This is a genomic window from Azospirillum lipoferum 4B, assembly GCF_000283655.1.
Taxonomy (GTDB): Bacteria; Pseudomonadota; Alphaproteobacteria; order Azospirillales; family Azospirillaceae; genus Azospirillum; species Azospirillum lipoferum_C.
The window spans coordinates 1,844,503-1,859,479 of the sequence record NC_016622.1 but is presented as its reverse complement, the minus strand read 5'-3'; the positions used below and the strand labels follow the sequence as shown (position 1 = coordinate 1,859,479).

16 protein-coding genes and 1 tRNA gene are annotated in these 14,977 nt (G+C 69.1%); 3 read left to right on the top strand and 14 right to left on the bottom strand.

Going from position 1 to position 14,977, the window contains the following annotated elements; translation table 11 throughout:
• The first annotated feature begins 137 nt into the window (after window positions 1-137).
• Both AZOLI_RS08640 and AZOLI_RS08635 read left to right on the top strand, forming a co-directional pair.
• A complete protein-coding gene (locus AZOLI_RS08640) occupies window positions 138-1,121 on the top strand; it encodes an AAA family ATPase (protein ID WP_014248231.1) in 984 nt (327 codons plus the stop codon).
• A 15-nt stretch (window positions 1,122-1,136) separates the two neighbouring features.
• On the top strand, window positions 1,137-3,614 hold the full coding sequence (locus AZOLI_RS08635; RefSeq protein ID WP_014248230.1) for a S8 family peptidase: 2,478 nt from the start codon (window positions 1,137-1,139) through the stop codon (window positions 3,612-3,614).
• A gap of 104 nt (window positions 3,615-3,718) precedes the next feature.
• Here the strand turns inward: AZOLI_RS08635 and AZOLI_RS08630 are convergent.
• The 7 genes from AZOLI_RS08630 to epsC all read right to left on the bottom strand — a co-directional run bounded on the left by AZOLI_RS08630 (window position 3,719) and on the right by epsC (window position 9,010).
• A tRNA-Met gene (locus AZOLI_RS08630) sits at window positions 3,719-3,793 on the bottom strand.
• A gap of 169 nt (window positions 3,794-3,962) precedes the next feature.
• Window positions 3,963-5,126, bottom strand: coding sequence for a tRNA 2-thiouridine(34) synthase MnmA (gene mnmA, locus AZOLI_RS08625; protein WP_044549893.1), 1,164 nt, complete (start codon window positions 5,124-5,126; stop codon window positions 3,963-3,965).
• Between the two features lie 135 nt (window positions 5,127-5,261).
• The gene (locus AZOLI_RS08620) at window positions 5,262-5,591 is read right to left on the bottom strand and encodes a ferredoxin family 2Fe-2S iron-sulfur cluster binding protein (protein WP_014248228.1); all 330 of its coding nucleotides are present in this window, start codon (window positions 5,589-5,591) and stop codon (window positions 5,262-5,264) included.
• Between the two features lie 67 nt (window positions 5,592-5,658).
• On the bottom strand, window positions 5,659-6,360 hold the full coding sequence (locus AZOLI_RS08615; RefSeq protein ID WP_014248227.1) for a molecular chaperone DnaJ: 702 nt from the start codon (window positions 6,358-6,360) through the stop codon (window positions 5,659-5,661).
• 198 nt (window positions 6,361-6,558) lie between these two features.
• On the bottom strand, window positions 6,559-7,698 hold the full coding sequence (locus AZOLI_RS08610) for a cysteine desulfurase family protein (RefSeq protein ID WP_014248225.1): 1,140 nt from the start codon (window positions 7,696-7,698) through the stop codon (window positions 6,559-6,561).
• A gap of 35 nt (window positions 7,699-7,733) precedes the next feature.
• A complete protein-coding gene (locus tag AZOLI_RS08605) occupies window positions 7,734-8,219 on the bottom strand; it encodes an Rrf2 family transcriptional regulator (RefSeq protein ID WP_014248224.1) in 486 nt (161 codons plus the stop codon).
• Complete coding sequence (epsC, locus tag AZOLI_RS08600) at window positions 8,216-9,010, bottom strand: serine O-acetyltransferase EpsC (RefSeq protein WP_014248223.1); 795 nt, start codon at window positions 9,008-9,010, stop codon at window positions 8,216-8,218. The genes AZOLI_RS08605 and epsC overlap by 4 nt, the downstream gene beginning before the upstream one ends.
• Before the next feature lie 344 nt (window positions 9,011-9,354).
• Here epsC and AZOLI_RS08595 point away from each other — a divergent pair, with 344 nt between their 5' ends.
• Window positions 9,355-10,017, top strand: coding sequence for an alpha/beta hydrolase (locus AZOLI_RS08595; protein ID WP_014248222.1), 663 nt, complete (start codon window positions 9,355-9,357; stop codon window positions 10,015-10,017).
• A gap of 195 nt (window positions 10,018-10,212) precedes the next feature.
• Here the strand turns inward: AZOLI_RS08595 and AZOLI_RS08590 are convergent, their stop codons facing one another.
• The 7 genes from AZOLI_RS08590 to AZOLI_RS08560 all read right to left on the bottom strand — a co-directional run bounded on the left by AZOLI_RS08590 (window position 10,213) and on the right by AZOLI_RS08560 (window position 14,955).
• Window positions 10,213-10,575, bottom strand: a complete 363-nt coding sequence (locus tag AZOLI_RS08590) for a DUF2155 domain-containing protein (RefSeq protein WP_014248221.1) — start codon at window positions 10,573-10,575, stop codon at window positions 10,213-10,215.
• A gap of 194 nt (window positions 10,576-10,769) precedes the next feature.
• Window positions 10,770-10,976 (bottom strand): hypothetical protein, encoded by a 207-nt coding sequence (locus tag AZOLI_RS08585; protein ID WP_014248220.1) that lies wholly within the window; start codon window positions 10,974-10,976, stop codon window positions 10,770-10,772.
• A gap of 101 nt (window positions 10,977-11,077) precedes the next feature.
• Window positions 11,078-11,587 carry an outer membrane lipid asymmetry maintenance protein MlaD gene (gene mlaD / locus AZOLI_RS08580; RefSeq protein ID WP_014248219.1) on the bottom strand — a complete coding sequence of 170 codons (510 nt, stop codon included), beginning with the start codon at window positions 11,585-11,587 and terminating at the stop codon, window positions 11,078-11,080.
• 92 nt (window positions 11,588-11,679) lie between these two features.
• Window positions 11,680-12,072, bottom strand: coding sequence for an NADH:ubiquinone oxidoreductase subunit NDUFA12 (locus tag AZOLI_RS08575; RefSeq protein ID WP_014248218.1), 393 nt, complete (start codon window positions 12,070-12,072; stop codon window positions 11,680-11,682).
• Window positions 12,073-12,206: 134 nt separating this feature from the next.
• Window positions 12,207-12,614 carry a hypothetical protein gene (locus AZOLI_RS08570; protein WP_014248217.1) on the bottom strand — a complete coding sequence of 136 codons (408 nt, stop codon included), beginning with the start codon at window positions 12,612-12,614 and terminating at the stop codon, window positions 12,207-12,209.
• 10 nt (window positions 12,615-12,624) lie between these two features.
• The gene (locus tag AZOLI_RS08565; RefSeq protein WP_014248216.1) at window positions 12,625-13,875 is read right to left on the bottom strand and encodes an MFS transporter; all 1,251 of its coding nucleotides are present in this window, start codon (window positions 13,873-13,875) and stop codon (window positions 12,625-12,627) included.
• A 138-nt stretch (window positions 13,876-14,013) separates the two neighbouring features.
• A complete protein-coding gene (locus AZOLI_RS08560) occupies window positions 14,014-14,955 on the bottom strand; it encodes a LysR family transcriptional regulator (protein ID WP_014248215.1) in 942 nt (313 codons plus the stop codon).
• Window positions 14,956-14,977 lie beyond the last annotated feature (22 nt).

Sequence of the window (14,977 nt, the reverse complement as noted above, 5' to 3'; positions counted from 1 at the left end):
GATGGTTATCCACACCAAAATCGACGGGCCGCTCAATGGCAGGATACAATGTGGCAAGAAGCCGTTAGACTCCGTGCGCGCCAAGCGCGTCTGCCGATCCTTGGTGTTGACCCCTTTGTTCCTATATCGTTCTCATTATGACCGCCGCACGCCACATCATTGCCCTGCTCAAGAGCCACATCGCCGGGGATGAACAGCAGTTCCTCTCGGTGGCGATGCAGGTTGCTGCGCTTGAAGCGCGCCAGGGACACGGCAAGCTGGCCCAGGAACTGCGCGACCTGATCGATGCAGCCAAGGTCCGGCCGAGCGCGGTCGAGCGGCGGCCCGGCGGCCCCGTACCGCTGGTTCAGCCGAAGGGCGAGCTGGCGAACCTGTTGTCTGTCCGATATTCGGACGTGCGGCTCAATAGCATGGTGCTGACCGACGGCGTCGAGCGGCGCCTGCGGCGTACGCTTCTGGAACAGACGCAGCAGGAACGGCTTCGCGCACATGGCCTCGTGCCGCGCCGCAAGCTCCTGCTCGTCGGACCGCCCGGGGCGGGCAAGACGATGACGGCAGCGGCGTTGGCCGGTGAACTGCGGCTGCCGCTGTTCACCGTCGTGCTCGACGGTCTCATCTCCAAGTTCATGGGGGACACGGCGGGCAAGCTGCGGCTCGTGTTCGAGGCGATGGCGGCGACTCGGGGTGTGTACTTCTTCGACGAGTTCGACGCGCTTGGCGCCCGCCGCACGACCGAGAACGATGTCGGTGAAATCCGGCGCGTTCTCAACTCCTTCCTGCAATTCCTGGAGCAGGACGACAGTCAGGGCCTGATCGTCGCGGCGACGAATCATGCGGATTTGCTTGATCGGGCGTTGTTCCGCCGGTTCGACGACGTCCTGGAGTACACGCTGCCCGACGCCACCTTGATCGAGCGGTTGCTCAAGGCGCGTCTCGCCGCGTTCACGGTGGACTGGATCGACTGGAAAGCCGTCGCGGAGGCTGCCGTCGGCCTGAGCCATGCCGAATCGACCCGCGCTGCGGATGAAGCCGCCAAAGCCGCCGTGCTCGACGGCGGCATCACGATCACCACCGAAGCGTTGCTCGCGGCCATCGCGGAGCGGCGCGCCACCACGGAATAGCCGCAGACCGTGCCGATGCCCGATACTCCGCGCGACCGGCCGCACCTCCACGTCGAAGGCGGCGGCACCTCCGAGCCCTACAGCCGCCCACCGCAGAAGATCACGCCCCGTCCACTGCCGTTGCGCGACCGTGAGGGCCACGCGCAGGCGCTCGAACGGGCCATCGGCGAAGCGCTCGCGGGCGGACGCCGCGAGATGGCGGCGCGGGAGCCCGACATCGCGGAAGGCAGGCCGGGCTTCTATCTGGAGGTCGAGATCGCCGCTGCCGAACGGGCCGCCATCGACCAGCTCGGCGACCGCCGCAAGGCCGTGGAGGTCGTCGCCGTTCGCGATCCCGGCGATCCGGCCGGGCCGGTTGCCGCCACGGTGTTCATCCCGGCCGGCGCCGAGTCGTTCTACCTGGACAAGGTGGAAGCCTATCGAACCGAACAGACGGCCAAGGGCCACCCGAAGAACCAAGCTCTGGTCACCCGCCTGGAAACGGTGCGCGTGGCCACCGTGCGCTCACTGTTCACTGATGCGGACGCGCTGTATCCGCCCCCCGGTCAGGCAATCTGGTGGGAGGTGTGGCTGCGCCGCGACACACGCCCGCTGTTCGAGCGAGTCGCCGGACGGTTGAACGTGCCTGTGAAACCGCACGCCGTCCGCTTTCCCGAACGGGACGTGGTGCTAGCCCTGGCCGATGAGGCCACGATGACCCGGCTGGTGCGCAACAGCGACGCGGTGGCTGAATTGCGGGCGGCCAAGGACACGCCGGCCATGTTCCTCGCCATGGATGGGGCCGCCCAGCGGGAGTGGACGGATGAGCTTCTCGGTCGCCTGACGCCGCCGGATGGCGCTGCCAGCGCTGTTTGCCTGCTCGACAGCGGCGCTACGGCGGGACACCCGCTGCTGCGTCCGGCTCTCGCCGACGAGGACCTGCACACGGTCAATCCTGATTGGGGCGTGGCCGACTCCGCTGGCCGGTGGTTGGGGCACGGTACGGCCATGGCGGGGGCCGCACTCTACGGCGACCTGCATGCGGTCCTGGAGACGGCCGATCCGGTCACCCTGTCCCATCGGCTGGAAAGTGTAAAGATCCTGCCGCCCGACGGCGTTCCGGACAACGAGCCGGAGTTGTACGGCGCGCTCACCGGTGAAGCCATCGCCCGCGCCGAGGTGCAGGCGCCGTTCCGCAACCGAGTCGTTTGCATGGCGGTGACCAGCCCGAGCCCGTCACGCGGGAGGCCGTCGTCGTGGTCGTCCGCCATCGATCAGCTTTGCTTCGACGAAACCGGGCGCCGCCTCGTGGTGGTGTCCGCCGGCAACATCCGGGATGACCTCGATCCGGCCGCCTACCTCGACCGGAACGATCTGGAGCCGGTCGAAGACCCCGCCCAGGCGTGGAACGCGCTGACGGTCGGCGCCTGCACGGACAAGATTACCATCACCCATCCGGCTTACGACGGCTGGGCGCCTCTGGCTCCAGCGGGAGACCTTTCACCGCGCAGCCGGACGTCGGTGTTGTGGGAGCGCCAATGGCCGATCAAGCCCGAGGTGACGTTCGAAGGCGGCAATCTCGCTGGGGATGGCCGCTTTCCGCCGGAAGCCATCGACGACCTGCAACTGCTGACGACCCATTACCGGCCCGCGCGGCGCCTGTTCGACACGCTGGGCGACACCAGCGGTGCCACGGCCCTGGCGGCCAACATGGCCGCCCGGATCAGGACGGCCCGGCCCCGGCTGTGGCCGGAGACGGTGCGCGGGCTGATCGTCCATGCCGCGGAATGGACTCCGGCGATGCGGGCGCGGTTCGACGCCTGTGGCGGGAAGCGCGAGATGCAGGCGCTGTTGCGCCGCTATGGTTATGGTGTGCCGGACCTCGGGCGGGCTCTGCTGAGCGCCAGCAACGACCTTACCCTCATGGTCGAGGACGAGGTGCAGCCGTTTCAGCGCGACGGCAGCACGGCGACGATGAAGAACATGAACCTGCACCGGCTGCCCTGGCCGCGCGACGAACTGGAGGCGCTTGGCGAACTGCCCGTGGAACTGCGCCTTACGTTGTCGTACTTCGTCGAGCCCAATCCCGGCGAGCGCGGCTGGACGCGGCGGCACCGCTACGCGTCGCACGCCCTGCGTTTCGCCGTCAAACGCGCGACCGAGCCGCTGGACGACTTCCGACGCCGTATCAACAAGGCGGCCCGTGAGGAGGAGGAAGGGGGCACGGCCACAGCGACCGGTGGCGACGGCTGGCTGCTCGGCACCCTGCGCGACCGCGGCTCGATCCATTCGGACTGGTGGCGGGGAACCGCGGCCGAGCTGGCGTCGCGCGACGCTATCGGCGTCTTCCCGGTCGGTGGCTGGTGGAAGGAGAAGCCCTTCCTGGACCGCTGGAGCACGCCGGCCCGTTACGCCCTGATCGTCTCGATTCGCGCCCCCGGCGCACCGGTGGACATCTACACACCGGTCGCCATGCGCCTGGCGATTCCGACCGTGATCGGAACCCGCCGGTAGTTCGTCGGCCGCGTGCTTACTGGGTGCTTACTGGCGCCCCCGAAGACCGCGTCGGCCAGAAAGCAAAAGGCCAGTCAATCCGTTGGATTGACTGGCCTTTCTGATGGTAGCAGCGGAGGGATTTGAACCCCCGACCAAGGGATTATGATTCCCCTGCTCTACCACTGAGCTACGCTGCCATCGTGTTCGCCGTTGTTGGCGTTTCCGCCGCCGTTGGCTACCATCGTGTCCCGTCGTTGCCGCCGGGAGCCGCTATATAGGATAGGGCGAGTTGGCCTGTCAACGCGGAATTTTCGGGGGGTGCGTTTTTTTTCGGCCGGTCGGCGGAAAACCGCTTAACCCCCTGATTCAAGCCACCGTTTCACCCACCTCGGCGCCCTCGGCCACACCTCCGGCGGTGCCGGCAATCCAGCCGCCGCCCAGCACGCGGTCGCCCTGGTAGACGACGCAGGCCTGACCGGGGGCGATGCCGTGCTGGGCCTCCAGCAGTTCGACGCGCGCGCTGCCGTCCGGCCCGGCGCGCCACAGGGCGGGGGCCGCCGGCTGGGCGGAGCGCAGCTTCACCGACACCTCGATCCCCGCACCGTCGGCGAGATCGGGGCCGAGCCAGTTCACGTCGCGCACCATTACCAGCGAGCGGGCGAGGTCGCGGCGTGGGCCAACCACGACGCGGCGGCGGGCCGGCTCCAGGCGGACGACGTAGAGCGCTTCCTCCTCCTGACCGCGGATGCCGCCGATGCCCAGCCCCTTGCGCTGGCCGACCGTGTAGTGGACGACGCCCTTGTGGCGGCCCAGAACGCGGCCGTCGACATGGACGATGTCGCCGGGCTCGACGGAGCCGGGGCGCAGCTTCGCCACCACCTCGGCATAATTGCCGTTGGGCACGAAGCAGATGTCCTGACTGTCGGGCTTGGCGGCGACCTCCAGCCCGTGGCGCTCGGCCAGCGCGCGGGTTTCCGGCTTGGTCAGGCCGCCCAGCGGGAAGCGCAGGAACTCCAGCTGTTCGCGCGTGGTGGCGAACAGGAAATAGCTCTGGTCCTTGGCGGGATCGACGGCGCGGTGCAGTTCGGCGCCCTGCGGACCGGCGATGCGGCGGACGTAATGGCCGGTGGCGAGCGCGTCGGCGCCAAGGTCGCGGGCGGTGTTGAGCAGGTCGCGGAACTTGACGCGCTGGTTGCAGCGCACGCAGGGGATCGGCGTTTCGCCGCGCAGATAGCTGTCGGCGAAATCATCCATCACGTCCTGGCTGAAGCGGCCTTCGTAATCCAGGACGTAATGCGGGATGCCGATGCGGTCGGCGACCTGACGGGCGTCGTAGATGTCCTGGCCGGCGCAGCATGCGCCCGGCTTCTGCAAGGCGAGGCCGTGGTCGTAAAGCTGCAGCGTGATGCCGACGACGTCATAGCCCTCCTCCCGCAGCACGGCGGCGGTGACGGAGGAATCCACCCCGCCGGACATCGCGACGACGACGCGGGTGTCCTGGGGGCGCTTTGAAAGACCGAGGGAGTTCATGGCGCCCTATATGGTACGGGCAGGCGCCCGGGAAAGTAGGAAATCGAAACAGGGGACGGGCAGGGGAAAGAGGCCGCCGGGTCTTGCGTCGCGTGACGCCGTCTCCGGCGGCCGGAACAGGGTTCCCCCGCGCCGTTACTTCATCGCGTTGTTGCTGCCGCCCGGCAGGCGGACGACCAGACCGTCCAGCTCTTCGGTCATGATGATCTGGCAGCCGAGGCGCGAGGTCTTGGTCAGGCCGAAGGCGAGGTCCAGCATGTCCTCCTCGTCCTCCTGCGCTTCCGGCAGGACGTCGAACCATTCCGGCTCGATCACGACATGGCAGGTGGAGCAGGCCAGCGAGCCCTCGCAGGCGCCTTCCAGGTCCAGGCTGTTCTTGTGCGCGATCTCCAGCACGGACAGGCCGAGCGGGGCGTCCACCTCGCGGCGGCTGCCATCGGGCTCGATGAAGGTCATCTTGGGCATGGGGTCCTCGTTCTTCTAAGGTTGCCTAGCGATTGAAAGGGCAGGGGTTGGAAAGGGTTAGGCCGGGTCAGGGGCGCGGCGGCGTCAGGGCGGCACGGCGGTCGCGGACGTCGGCTGCCAGCGCCTCCAGCCGTTCCAGCCGGGCCAGGATGCGGGCGGCGCCATCGGTGGCCGGCGGGCTGTCCGGGCCGGAGGCCGTCTGCGCCTTGCGGAAGGCGGGGGCGAGATACTTGATGCAGGCCTCGATCCGCTGGCCGAGGTCCAGGCCGATGCGGTCCAGTTCCAGCGCGTCGTCGGCACGGGTCAGCCGGGCGGCGAGGTCGGCGATCTCCTCATCGCCGTTATCGGCCCCATTCCCGGCCCCGTCGCTCGCGGCCGGCGCGCCGCCCAGCAGTGACAGCAGCGCATGGGCGCGGCGGATGGGATCGCGCAGCACCTCGTAGGCTTCGCGCAGCGCGTCGACCTGGGCCTTGGCGTTGGCCTGCTGGCGCGGGCCGCGGGCGGCGAAGCGTTCCGGGTCCATGGCGCGGGTGAAGCCGGCATGCTGCTTCGACAGCTGCTCCAGATCGATGTCGAAGCGCCGTTCCAGCCCCAGCCGGGTGAAGGGGTCGAGCGGCCGCGGCGGCTGCGCCGCACCGCAGGCGTGGCAGAACAGGGCGCGCGGCGCCACCGAGCGGCCGCAGGCGCCGCAGGGCTCCAGATCGCCGGCGATGGCGCCGGAAATTCCGCCGCTGTTGTTGCCGGGCGGGCCGGATTTGGAACGGGTCATGCGCGCTGTCCGTCAAAACGCCGAAAGGCTCGGCCGATAGGATGGTGTACCCGACATCATACCCCCGCCGCCATCCGGCCCGACATCATAGAGGCCTTCCGCGGCGTCATACCCAGAAGCCGCATTCGGCGCAATGCGCGAATGCAGGCTTTCCGGACAGGAGACAGATGGTCGCGCAGCCATGCCGGCACCGGGGGCTCAGCCATTCGCGGGCGCGCTTCGCCGCGCCATCGCGGTCCAGGCCGTCAGGAAGCGGTCGACCGCCTCTTCGTCGCTGGTCCAGCCCAGGCTGACGCGGATGGCGCTGGCGGCGGAGCGGTCGTCCTCGCCCATCGCCGCCAGTACATGCGACGGCTTCACCTTGCCGCTGGAGCAGGCCGAGCCGGCGCTGACCGCCACCCCGGCGAGGTCGAGCGTCATCACCTGGGTCTCGCCGGGCAGGCCGGGCAGCATCAGGCAGCTGGTGTTGGCGACGCGCGCCGCACCGGCGCCCATCACGCGGGCGCGCGGCATGGCGGCCAGCGCCTCGCGCTCCAGCCGGTCGCGCAGGGCGGCGAGGTCGGCGGCCGCCGCCAGCCCGTCCAGCGCCAGACGCGCCGCGGCACCGAAGCCGACGATGCCCAGCAGATTCTCAGTGCCGGCGCGCTTGCGCCGTTCCTGGCCGCCGCCGCGGATCAGCGCATCGGGTTCCAGCCCCTCGGCCAGGATCAGCGCCCCGACGCCGGTCGGGCCGCCCAGCTTGTGGGCCGACAGCGTCATCAGGTCGATGCCGAGGCCGGACAGCGACAGAGGCAGCCGTCCCGCCGCCTGCACGGCGTCGCAATGGACCAGCGCGCCATGGGCGTGGGCGATCCTGGACGTGTCCGCCACCGGCTGGATCACCCCGGTCTCGTTGTTGACCAGCATCAGCGAGACCAGCGCCGGTTCGTCCCCACCGGCCAGGCGGCTCTCCAGATCCTGCAGGTCGGCGATGCCGTCGCGGGTCACGCCGAAACGCTCTGCGTCGGGCCGGGCGGCCAGCACCGATTCATGCTCGATGGCCGAGGTCAGCACCCGGCGGCCGGCGAAGCCGCGCAGCGCGAAGTTGTTGGCCTCCGTCCCGCTGCCGGTGAACAGCACCTGCGCCGGCCTGACCCCGGCGAGCGCGGCCACGGCGGCGCGCGCCTCTTCCACCGCGCGCCGGGCGCTGCGGCCGAAGGCATGCACGGAGGACGGGTTGCCGACCAGATCCATCGCCTGACCCATCGCCGCCTTCACCTCCGGCTTCAGCGGGGCGGTGGCGTTGTGGTCGAGATAGACTCCGGTCCGCCGGAACAGGTTGGCGGGTAGGGTGGTCACTTTTCAGGCGTGCTCGTGTCCGGAAAGGGTCGTCTTCACTCGGCGGCGGCGACCGCGGCGCTGTCGGCGGCCGGGGCCGGGCGCAGCAGGTTCAGGCCGCTGGTGCCGATGATCCGCCGCTCCACCACGTCGGCCACGGTGACCGAGCTGAGATACATGTGGATCTGGTTGCCCAGTTCCTCCCACAGGTCGTGGGTCAGGCAGCGCGATCGGTTGGTGCGGCAGCCCTGCGGCGTGCCATTGGCGCAGCGGGTGGTGCGGATCGGTTCGTCCACCGCCAGGATGATGTCGGACACCCGGGTGGCATCGGCCGGGTGGGCCAGCAGATAGCCGCCGCCGGGACCGCGCACGCTCTTGACCAGCCCGCCCTTGCGCAGCTTGGCGAACAGCTGCTCTAGATAGGACAGCGAGATCTCCTGCCGTTCCGCGATGTCCGCCAGCGCGACCGGGCTGCCCTGGCTGGTGGCGGCCAGATCGACCATCGCCATCACGGCATAGCGTCCCTTGGTGCTGAGTCTCATCGCGGTTCTCCTTGGGCTTCTTGCATCCCGACGGGGTGGGACGCCACCGCTTCCAGCGGTGTGGGTGTTGAACGGGGTAGTAAGGCTGCGGCCGATGGCGGGTTCGCCGCCTCCAACTCGCCGACACGGGCCTGCAGCGCCGTCACCTGATCGAGCAGGCCGGTCAGTGCGCGGGCCACCGGATCGGGGATTTCGCCGCAGGGGGTGCCGTAGGGCATGAACTTGCGCGTTTCCGCCCGGTCGCGCGGGGTGACCGGCTTGGCCGGGATGCCGACGACAGCGGTGTCGGCAGGCACGTCGGCCACCACGACGGCATTGGCGCCGATGCGGGCGCCGCGCCCGATGGTGACGGCGCCCAGGATCTTGGCGCCGGCGCCGACGATCACGCCGTCGCCCAGCGTCGGATGGCGCTTGCCGGGATCGAGCGAGGTGCCGCCCAGCGTCACGCCGTGATAGAGCATGACGTCGTCGCCGATCTCCGCCGTCTCGCCGATCACGACGCCCATGCCGTGGTCGATGAAGAAGCGGCGGCCGATGGTGGCGCCGGGATGGATTTCGATGCCCGTCAGCGAGCGGGCGATCTGCGAGACGAGGCGGGCGGTCAGGTGCCAGCCGGCGTCGCGGGCACGCCGGGCAAGGCGATGGAGCACGATCGCATGAAATCCGGGGTAGCAGACCGCCACCTCCAGCCGGGACCGCGCCGCCGGGTCGCGCGCCATGATCCCGTCGATCTCTTCGCGAAGATGCTTGAACACGCCATCACCCGCCGTGGTATAGTCCGCCGCTCTCATCGGTCGCCCGCGCCCGGCTTCGGCCGGTCGGAACCTTGCGGTTCAGGACCTTCCGGTCCGGAACCTTGCGGATCCGACCGGCATGGACCCGGTCTTTCGGCCGGTCCCGCTAGCGCTGGGCCGATCGGGCGGGTCAGGCGGGTTGCCCCGGAGGACGTTACGACGCATATATGATGACCAAGCAAAACGGTCAAGAATTGTGTGCGAAAAACCCCACTCCAAAGCGGGAAAATCCGTGAGGGGCTCGTAAGGCCCCGTGCGTCGGGGCGGCAGGCCGGATCATCCCCGGTTCGCCGCTGCGGCGGTTCCAACAACCCTTTGTCCGCGTCAGGAACGTCGTTCCCATGCCTGAAGTGCTCTTCAACGGTCCCGCCGGTCGCCTGGAAGGCCGTTACACCCACGGCAAGCAGCCGAACGCCCCGGTCGCGCTGCTGTTGCACCCGCACCCGCAGCACAATGGGACGATGAACAACAAGGTGGTCTTCACCCTGTTCCAGTCCTTCACCAAGCGCGGCTATTCGGCGCTTCGCTTCAATTTCCGCGGTGTCGGGCGCAGCCAGGGTACCTACGACAAGGGGGAGGGGGAACTGGCCGACGCCGCGGCGGCGCTTGACTGGCTGCAGACCTACAACCCGAATGCGCCGGTCTGCTGGATCGGCGGCGTGTCGTTCGGCGCCTGGATCGGCATGCAGCTTCTGATGCGCCGTCCGGAGATCGACGGCTTCGTGTCGGTCTCGCCGCCGGCCAACCTGTTCGACTTCTCCTTCCTGGCGCCGTGCCCGTCCTCGGGCCTGATCATCCATGGCGACAAGGACGAGGTGGTGCCCCAGGCTGCGGTGAGCAAGCTGGTGACCAAGCTGTCGCACCAGAAGGACATCCGCATCGACCACCGCGTGGTCCCCGGCGCCAGCCACTTCTTCGTCAACCGCACCGACGATCTGGCGACGCAGGTCGACGACTATCTGGACAAGGCGCTGGGCAATCCCATCGCGGCGGTGGCGGAGTAAGGGATCGGTATCGCGGCGCGTGCCCCCTCCCTAACCCTCCCCCGCCCTCGGCCGGCCAAAGGCCGGTCCGATCGCGGGAGAGGGGACTGCCGCCGCTTCGACGATTAGGTCACGCCGGCAAGCGTCCTACCCCCTCTCCCGCATAGCGGGGGAGGGATGGGGAGGGGGCAATAAGCCCGACCCTCCCCGACGCCCTCACTGCTCGCAGCCCAGAACCCACACGTCGTAGATCGGGTTTTCCATCGCCGACAGGGCAGGGCTGGAGGCGAACATCCAGCCGCTGAAGACCTGTTCCGCCTGCTCGCCGGGCTTGATTTCCGTCACCTCCAGGAAGGCCGCGGATTCCGGTGTTTCGATCGGCGGGTTCTCGCGGCAGGCGCGCAGCGTGATGCGCAGGCTGCTCATCGCCCTGGTTTCCCCGACCTTCATGGTGAAGGTGGAGGTGCGGGCGGTCACCTTGTCCAGCCATTGCAGCTTTGCCGCCGGCCGCTCCAACATCTGGTTCGGGACCGGGGCAGCCTGGACGGCCAGCGGGACCAGCACCGCCGCGGTACCCATCAACCGGGCGGCCGGCCGGAAACATCTTGAGAGTCGCGTCACGTCGGATCGCTTCCGTTATTGCGGACGGCGCCCTCGCGGCCGGGACCTGCCTGTCGGCGCGGGTTCTGCCGGGGGCGCTCCGCCTTCTAGCCCGGAAGCGGGTCAGCGTCCAGTGGCGGGGACGCCGGGATGGGTTGTCCGTGGCGGATGGTTCAGCGCGTGACGCTGCTGCGCGATGCAGGGGCGCTGTAGGTGGAGCCGGACCCGCTCTGGGCCGTGTCGTGGTCTTCGATCTTCTGGGTCGCCGCACCGGCGCCAGCACCGCCAAGCCGTTCGCTGGCGGTTTTCTCTTGCATGTCGGCGCCGCAGGCAGCGGTCGCCAGGGCCAAGCCGAACGCGGCCAAATGGGAAAGACGCATCGAACTCCTCCTGCTACAGGATCCGGCGGCAGTCGCCGTCCGGACAGCAGGAAGAACGCCGGAGCGTGGCCGTCTGTTCCGGCCACGCCCAGGGTTGGCGATTACAGCTTCGGCGGCTGTGCCGGCGGCTGGGAGGATTGGCCGTTCGACGACTCGCCCGGCTTGCTCATGCTCTGCAGCGAGAAGATGACCTGACCCAGCAGCTGTTCCAGGCCCGGCGTGCTCTGCGTGAACTCGATCTTGCCGTTCGGCTTGATCATGTCGGGATCGCCGCCCGGCTCCAGCGACAGGAACTTGCCGCCCAGCAGGCTTTCCGACGCGATGACCGCAGCGGTGTCCTTCGGCAGCTTCACCGAATTGTCGACCGACAGGTGGACCACCGCCTGATAGCTGGTGGGGTCGAGGGACAGTCCGGTGACCGTGCCGACCTTCACGCCGCTGATGCGGACGTCGGCGCCGCCCTGCAGGCCGGTGATGCTGGTGAAGTTGGCGGTGATGTCATAGCCCTGCACCTTGCGCAGATCGGCGCTTTTGTAGGCGAAGACAAGGAACACGGCGGCCACGGCGAGCACGACGCCGCCCAGCACGGTTTCGATCACATTCCGGCGCATAGAGCTATCCTGCTGCGAGTTCCAGAAACGAAACCCGGCCCGAAAGGGGCCGGGCTTTCCGCTCTGACGTGAGGGTCAGTCCCAGGCAGGGGTCAGTTCGGCGTCCAGGGCTCGTAATCGCCGGTGGCCGGCACGCGCTTCCCGCCGGCCAGCGCATGGCCGGGCGGACGATAGGCCTGGACCGAGCCCGACATGTTGGGCAGATGTTCCTTCTGCCAGGGCTTGTGGAAGGCGCTCGACCCCTCGGGCAGCGGATCCTTGGTGGTGTGGTGCAGCCAGCCGTGCCATTCCGGCGGGATCTTGGAGGCGTCGGGCTCACCGGCATACAGGACCCAGCGGCGCTCACGCGTGCCGGCCTTGGTGTCCTTGCTGCGGTAATAGACGTTGCCGAAGCGGTCGCTGCCGACCTTGGCGCCCCGACGCCACGTGACGTAACGGATGTGGATGTTCGCCAGTTTGGTGAACAGGGAGATCGGCTCGCTCATCGTCGCTCACGAATTCCGGAGTCTGGCCCCGCGGACACGGGGCTGGTCGAATGCGGGCCGCACTATGACACCGCAAGGGACGCGCGTCCACCGTTGGTGAGGCCCAAGCTGCTCCGCAGGGTGGAAAGAGGTGCCTATTGCAAGCGGGTCGCGGCGATCTTGGCGGTGTCGACCGGGGTGGCGGTGCAGCCGCCCAGCGTCGGCCCGACCGGAAGCTCCCCAAAGGCGCCGAGCGCGCCCTCCGCCTTCAGCCGGCCGACGAATCCGGGCTCCGTCCCGCGGGCGACCCAGGCGAATCCGAGCCAGGTGGAACGCACCGGCTCGCCCCCGGCCCGCGCCATCGCCGCCATGGCATCGGCGTCGCTGGTGCCGGGGGAGAAGACCGCCAGCATCATGCCGTCGGTCGCGTCCGGCAGGGCGGCACGTTGCAGCGACAGCCCCATCAGCCCCGCCCACACCAGCAGGACGCCGCCGAACAGCGCCGCGGCAAGGCCGTGGCCGATGGGGAGACCGGAAGAGGAGGGGGTGGGGCGGTCGCTCATGACACCTACCTTACGCCTTCGCCTCGGCCGCCGCCAGCGATGGTGCGGGCTTCTCGGCGATCGGCCAGTGGACGATGGTCGCGAACATGGCCAGCGCCACGCCCAGCCACCAGACGACGTCGTAGGACCCCGTGCGCTCATACAGGACGCCGCCCAGCCAGACGCCCAGGAAGCCGCCGACCTGATGGCTGAAGAAGGCGAAGCCGTAGAGCGTGCCCATGTAGCGGGTGCCGAACATCAGCGCGACGAGGCCGGAGGTCGGCGGCACGGTGGACAGCCACAGCAGCCCCATCACCGCAGCGTAGACGATCACCGTCACCGACGAGATCGGCAGCAGGATGAAGATGGCGGTCGCGATGCCGCGCGAGAAATAGTTGGCGCACAGCAGATAGCGCTTGCTGACCTTGCCCGCCAGCACGCCGGATGCGTAGGAACCGATGACGTTGAACAGGCCGATCAGCGCCAGTGCCCAGGCGGCGAGCGACGCACTGATGCCGGCCTCGGTCAGGTAGGGCGGCAGGTGGGTGGTGATGAAGGCCAGCTGGAAGCCGCAGACGAAGAAGCCGGCGACCAGCAGCACATAGCTTCGATGCTGGAAGGCCTGCCGCACCGCGGCGATGTAGCCGATGTTGGCGCCGGTCACCGCCGGGGTGCCGCTCGCCGTCATGCCCTTCGGGCCGGGAAAGACGCCGGCCAGCAGCGGCACCGCGATCATCGATGCCGCCAGCAGGAGCAGGGCGGTCTGCCAGCCGAAGCCGGCGATGAAGGCCTGGCCCATCGGCGCGAACAGGAACTGGCCCATCGAGCCGGCCGCGGTGGCGATGCCGACCGACCAGCTGCGCTGTTCCGGCGGCAGCAGCCGGGTGAAGCCGGCGATGATGATGCCGAAGGAGGCGCCGGACAGCCCCAGCCCGATCAGCACGCCGGCCGTCAGGTACAGTTCGACGCTGGTGGTGGCGTAGGGCATCAGCGCCAGCCCGGCGGCATAGAGCAGCCCGCCGCCGGCCAGCACCGGAGCGGGGCCGTAGCGGTCGGTCAGCGCCCCGGCGAAGGGGCCGCCGGCCCCCCACAGGATGTTCTGGATCGCCATCGCCAGCGCGAAGACATCGCGGCCCCAGCCGCGGGTTTCCGAAAGCGGCCCGATGAACAGGCCCATGCTGGACCGCGGTCCGAAGGCCAGCATCGAGATCAGGCAGCCGCAGACGACGACGAGTGCTGGCGTCCTCCAGGAGGGCGCCGGTGCGGGGGTGGCGGTGGTCAAGGCGTCCTCCGGGGTCGGGTGCCGATGCGTGCCAATCCGGCGCGGCAGCGCGGAAGCGGAAGACGCATCGTGGCGTTGTGTCGCCTCCGACGATAGGCAGGCATCAACAGTTCGGCAAATTCATAATCGGCAACCGGGTCATTCCGCGGCGGAATGCAAGAGGGCGACCTGTTCCATCGCCTGCTTCACCGGCTGAGCGGTGGCCAACTCGCGCCGCAGCGCCTCCTCCAGCCGGTCGAACACCGGGGCGATGCGTCCGGTCGTCCGCGATTGGATCAGCCAGATGGTCACCGACATCCGGAAGCCGGGCAGCTCGACCGGCCGCACCAGGGCGGCACCGGGGATCGGCGCGATCAGGCCCATCGGCGCCAGCCCGAATCCGACACCGCGCGCGACCAGCGACACCAGCAGGCTCTGGTCGTAGGCCTCCACCGTCACGTTCGGCTGCAGTCCCAGCGGCGCCAGCGCTTGATGGAGCGCCTCGCGATACCGGCAGCCGTTGGGCTGCAACACCCATCCATGTTCGTTCATCGATGCCAGATCGGCGCCGACCGACCGGTCGGGGGAGGCGACGATGCTGACATCCTCGGTCCTGATCCGGCGGGCGGGCAGGTCGTCGGGCGGCGTCTGCTCCTCGCACATCAGGATCAGCCCGCCATCGAGCGTACCGGCGCGAACCTGCTCGATCAGCGGGTTGCTCCAGTCGGAATGCAGCCGCAACGTCAGGCCCGGAAAGCCGGCGCGCAGATCGTCCAGCGGCCGTCCGGCGGCAAGCGCGGTCAGCACATGCGCCACGCCCAGCCGCAGCAGCCCGCGCGGTTCGGCGGACCCGGCGAACGCGTCGGCGAAGTCGCTGGCCGCCGCCAGGATGCGCCGCGCATGGGCAAGCGCCAGCTCCCCGTCGCGGGTCAGCGCCAACGGCTTGGTCTGCCGGTCGAACAGCACGACGCCCAATTCCGCCTCCAGCCGCTGGATCAGCCGCGACACCGCCGACTGCGTCAGCCCCAACCGGTTGCCGGCCTCCTGCACCGACTGCGCATCGGCCACGGCGATGAAGGTGCGGATTTCGTTGAGCTTCATGGGACGGCCATGGGGCTGTGAA

Coding starts and splice junctions, on each gene's coding strand:
- AZOLI_RS08615 (WP_014248227.1), bottom strand. CDS start 6,360: ATGACCCGTTCCAAATCCGGCCCGCCCGGCAACAACAGCGGCGGAATT.
- AZOLI_RS08560 (WP_014248215.1), bottom strand. CDS start 14,955: ATGAAGCTCAACGAAATCCGCACCTTCATCGCCGTGGCCGATGCGCAG.
- AZOLI_RS08585 (WP_014248220.1), bottom strand. CDS start 10,976: ATGCGTCTTTCCCATTTGGCCGCGTTCGGCTTGGCCCTGGCGACCGCT.
- AZOLI_RS08620 (WP_014248228.1), bottom strand. CDS start 5,591: ATGCCCAAGATGACCTTCATCGAGCCCGATGGCAGCCGCCGCGAGGTG.
- mlaD (WP_014248219.1), bottom strand. CDS start 11,587: ATGCGCCGGAATGTGATCGAAACCGTGCTGGGCGGCGTCGTGCTCGCC.
- epsC (WP_014248223.1), bottom strand. CDS start 9,010: ATGAGAGCGGCGGACTATACCACGGCGGGTGATGGCGTGTTCAAGCAT.
- AZOLI_RS08575 (WP_014248218.1), bottom strand. CDS start 12,072: ATGAGCGAGCCGATCTCCCTGTTCACCAAACTGGCGAACATCCACATC.
- AZOLI_RS08635 (WP_014248230.1), top strand. CDS start 1,137: ATGCCCGATACTCCGCGCGACCGGCCGCACCTCCACGTCGAAGGCGGC.
- AZOLI_RS08590 (WP_014248221.1), bottom strand. CDS start 10,575: ATGGGTACCGCGGCGGTGCTGGTCCCGCTGGCCGTCCAGGCTGCCCCG.
- AZOLI_RS08605 (WP_014248224.1), bottom strand. CDS start 8,219: ATGAGACTCAGCACCAAGGGACGCTATGCCGTGATGGCGATGGTCGAT.
- AZOLI_RS08595 (WP_014248222.1), top strand. CDS start 9,355: ATGCCTGAAGTGCTCTTCAACGGTCCCGCCGGTCGCCTGGAAGGCCGT.
- AZOLI_RS08640 (WP_014248231.1), top strand. CDS start 138: ATGACCGCCGCACGCCACATCATTGCCCTGCTCAAGAGCCACATCGCC.
- mnmA (WP_044549893.1), bottom strand. CDS start 5,126: ATGAACTCCCTCGGTCTTTCAAAGCGCCCCCAGGACACCCGCGTCGTC.
- AZOLI_RS08570 (WP_014248217.1), bottom strand. CDS start 12,614: ATGAGCGACCGCCCCACCCCCTCCTCTTCCGGTCTCCCCATCGGCCAC.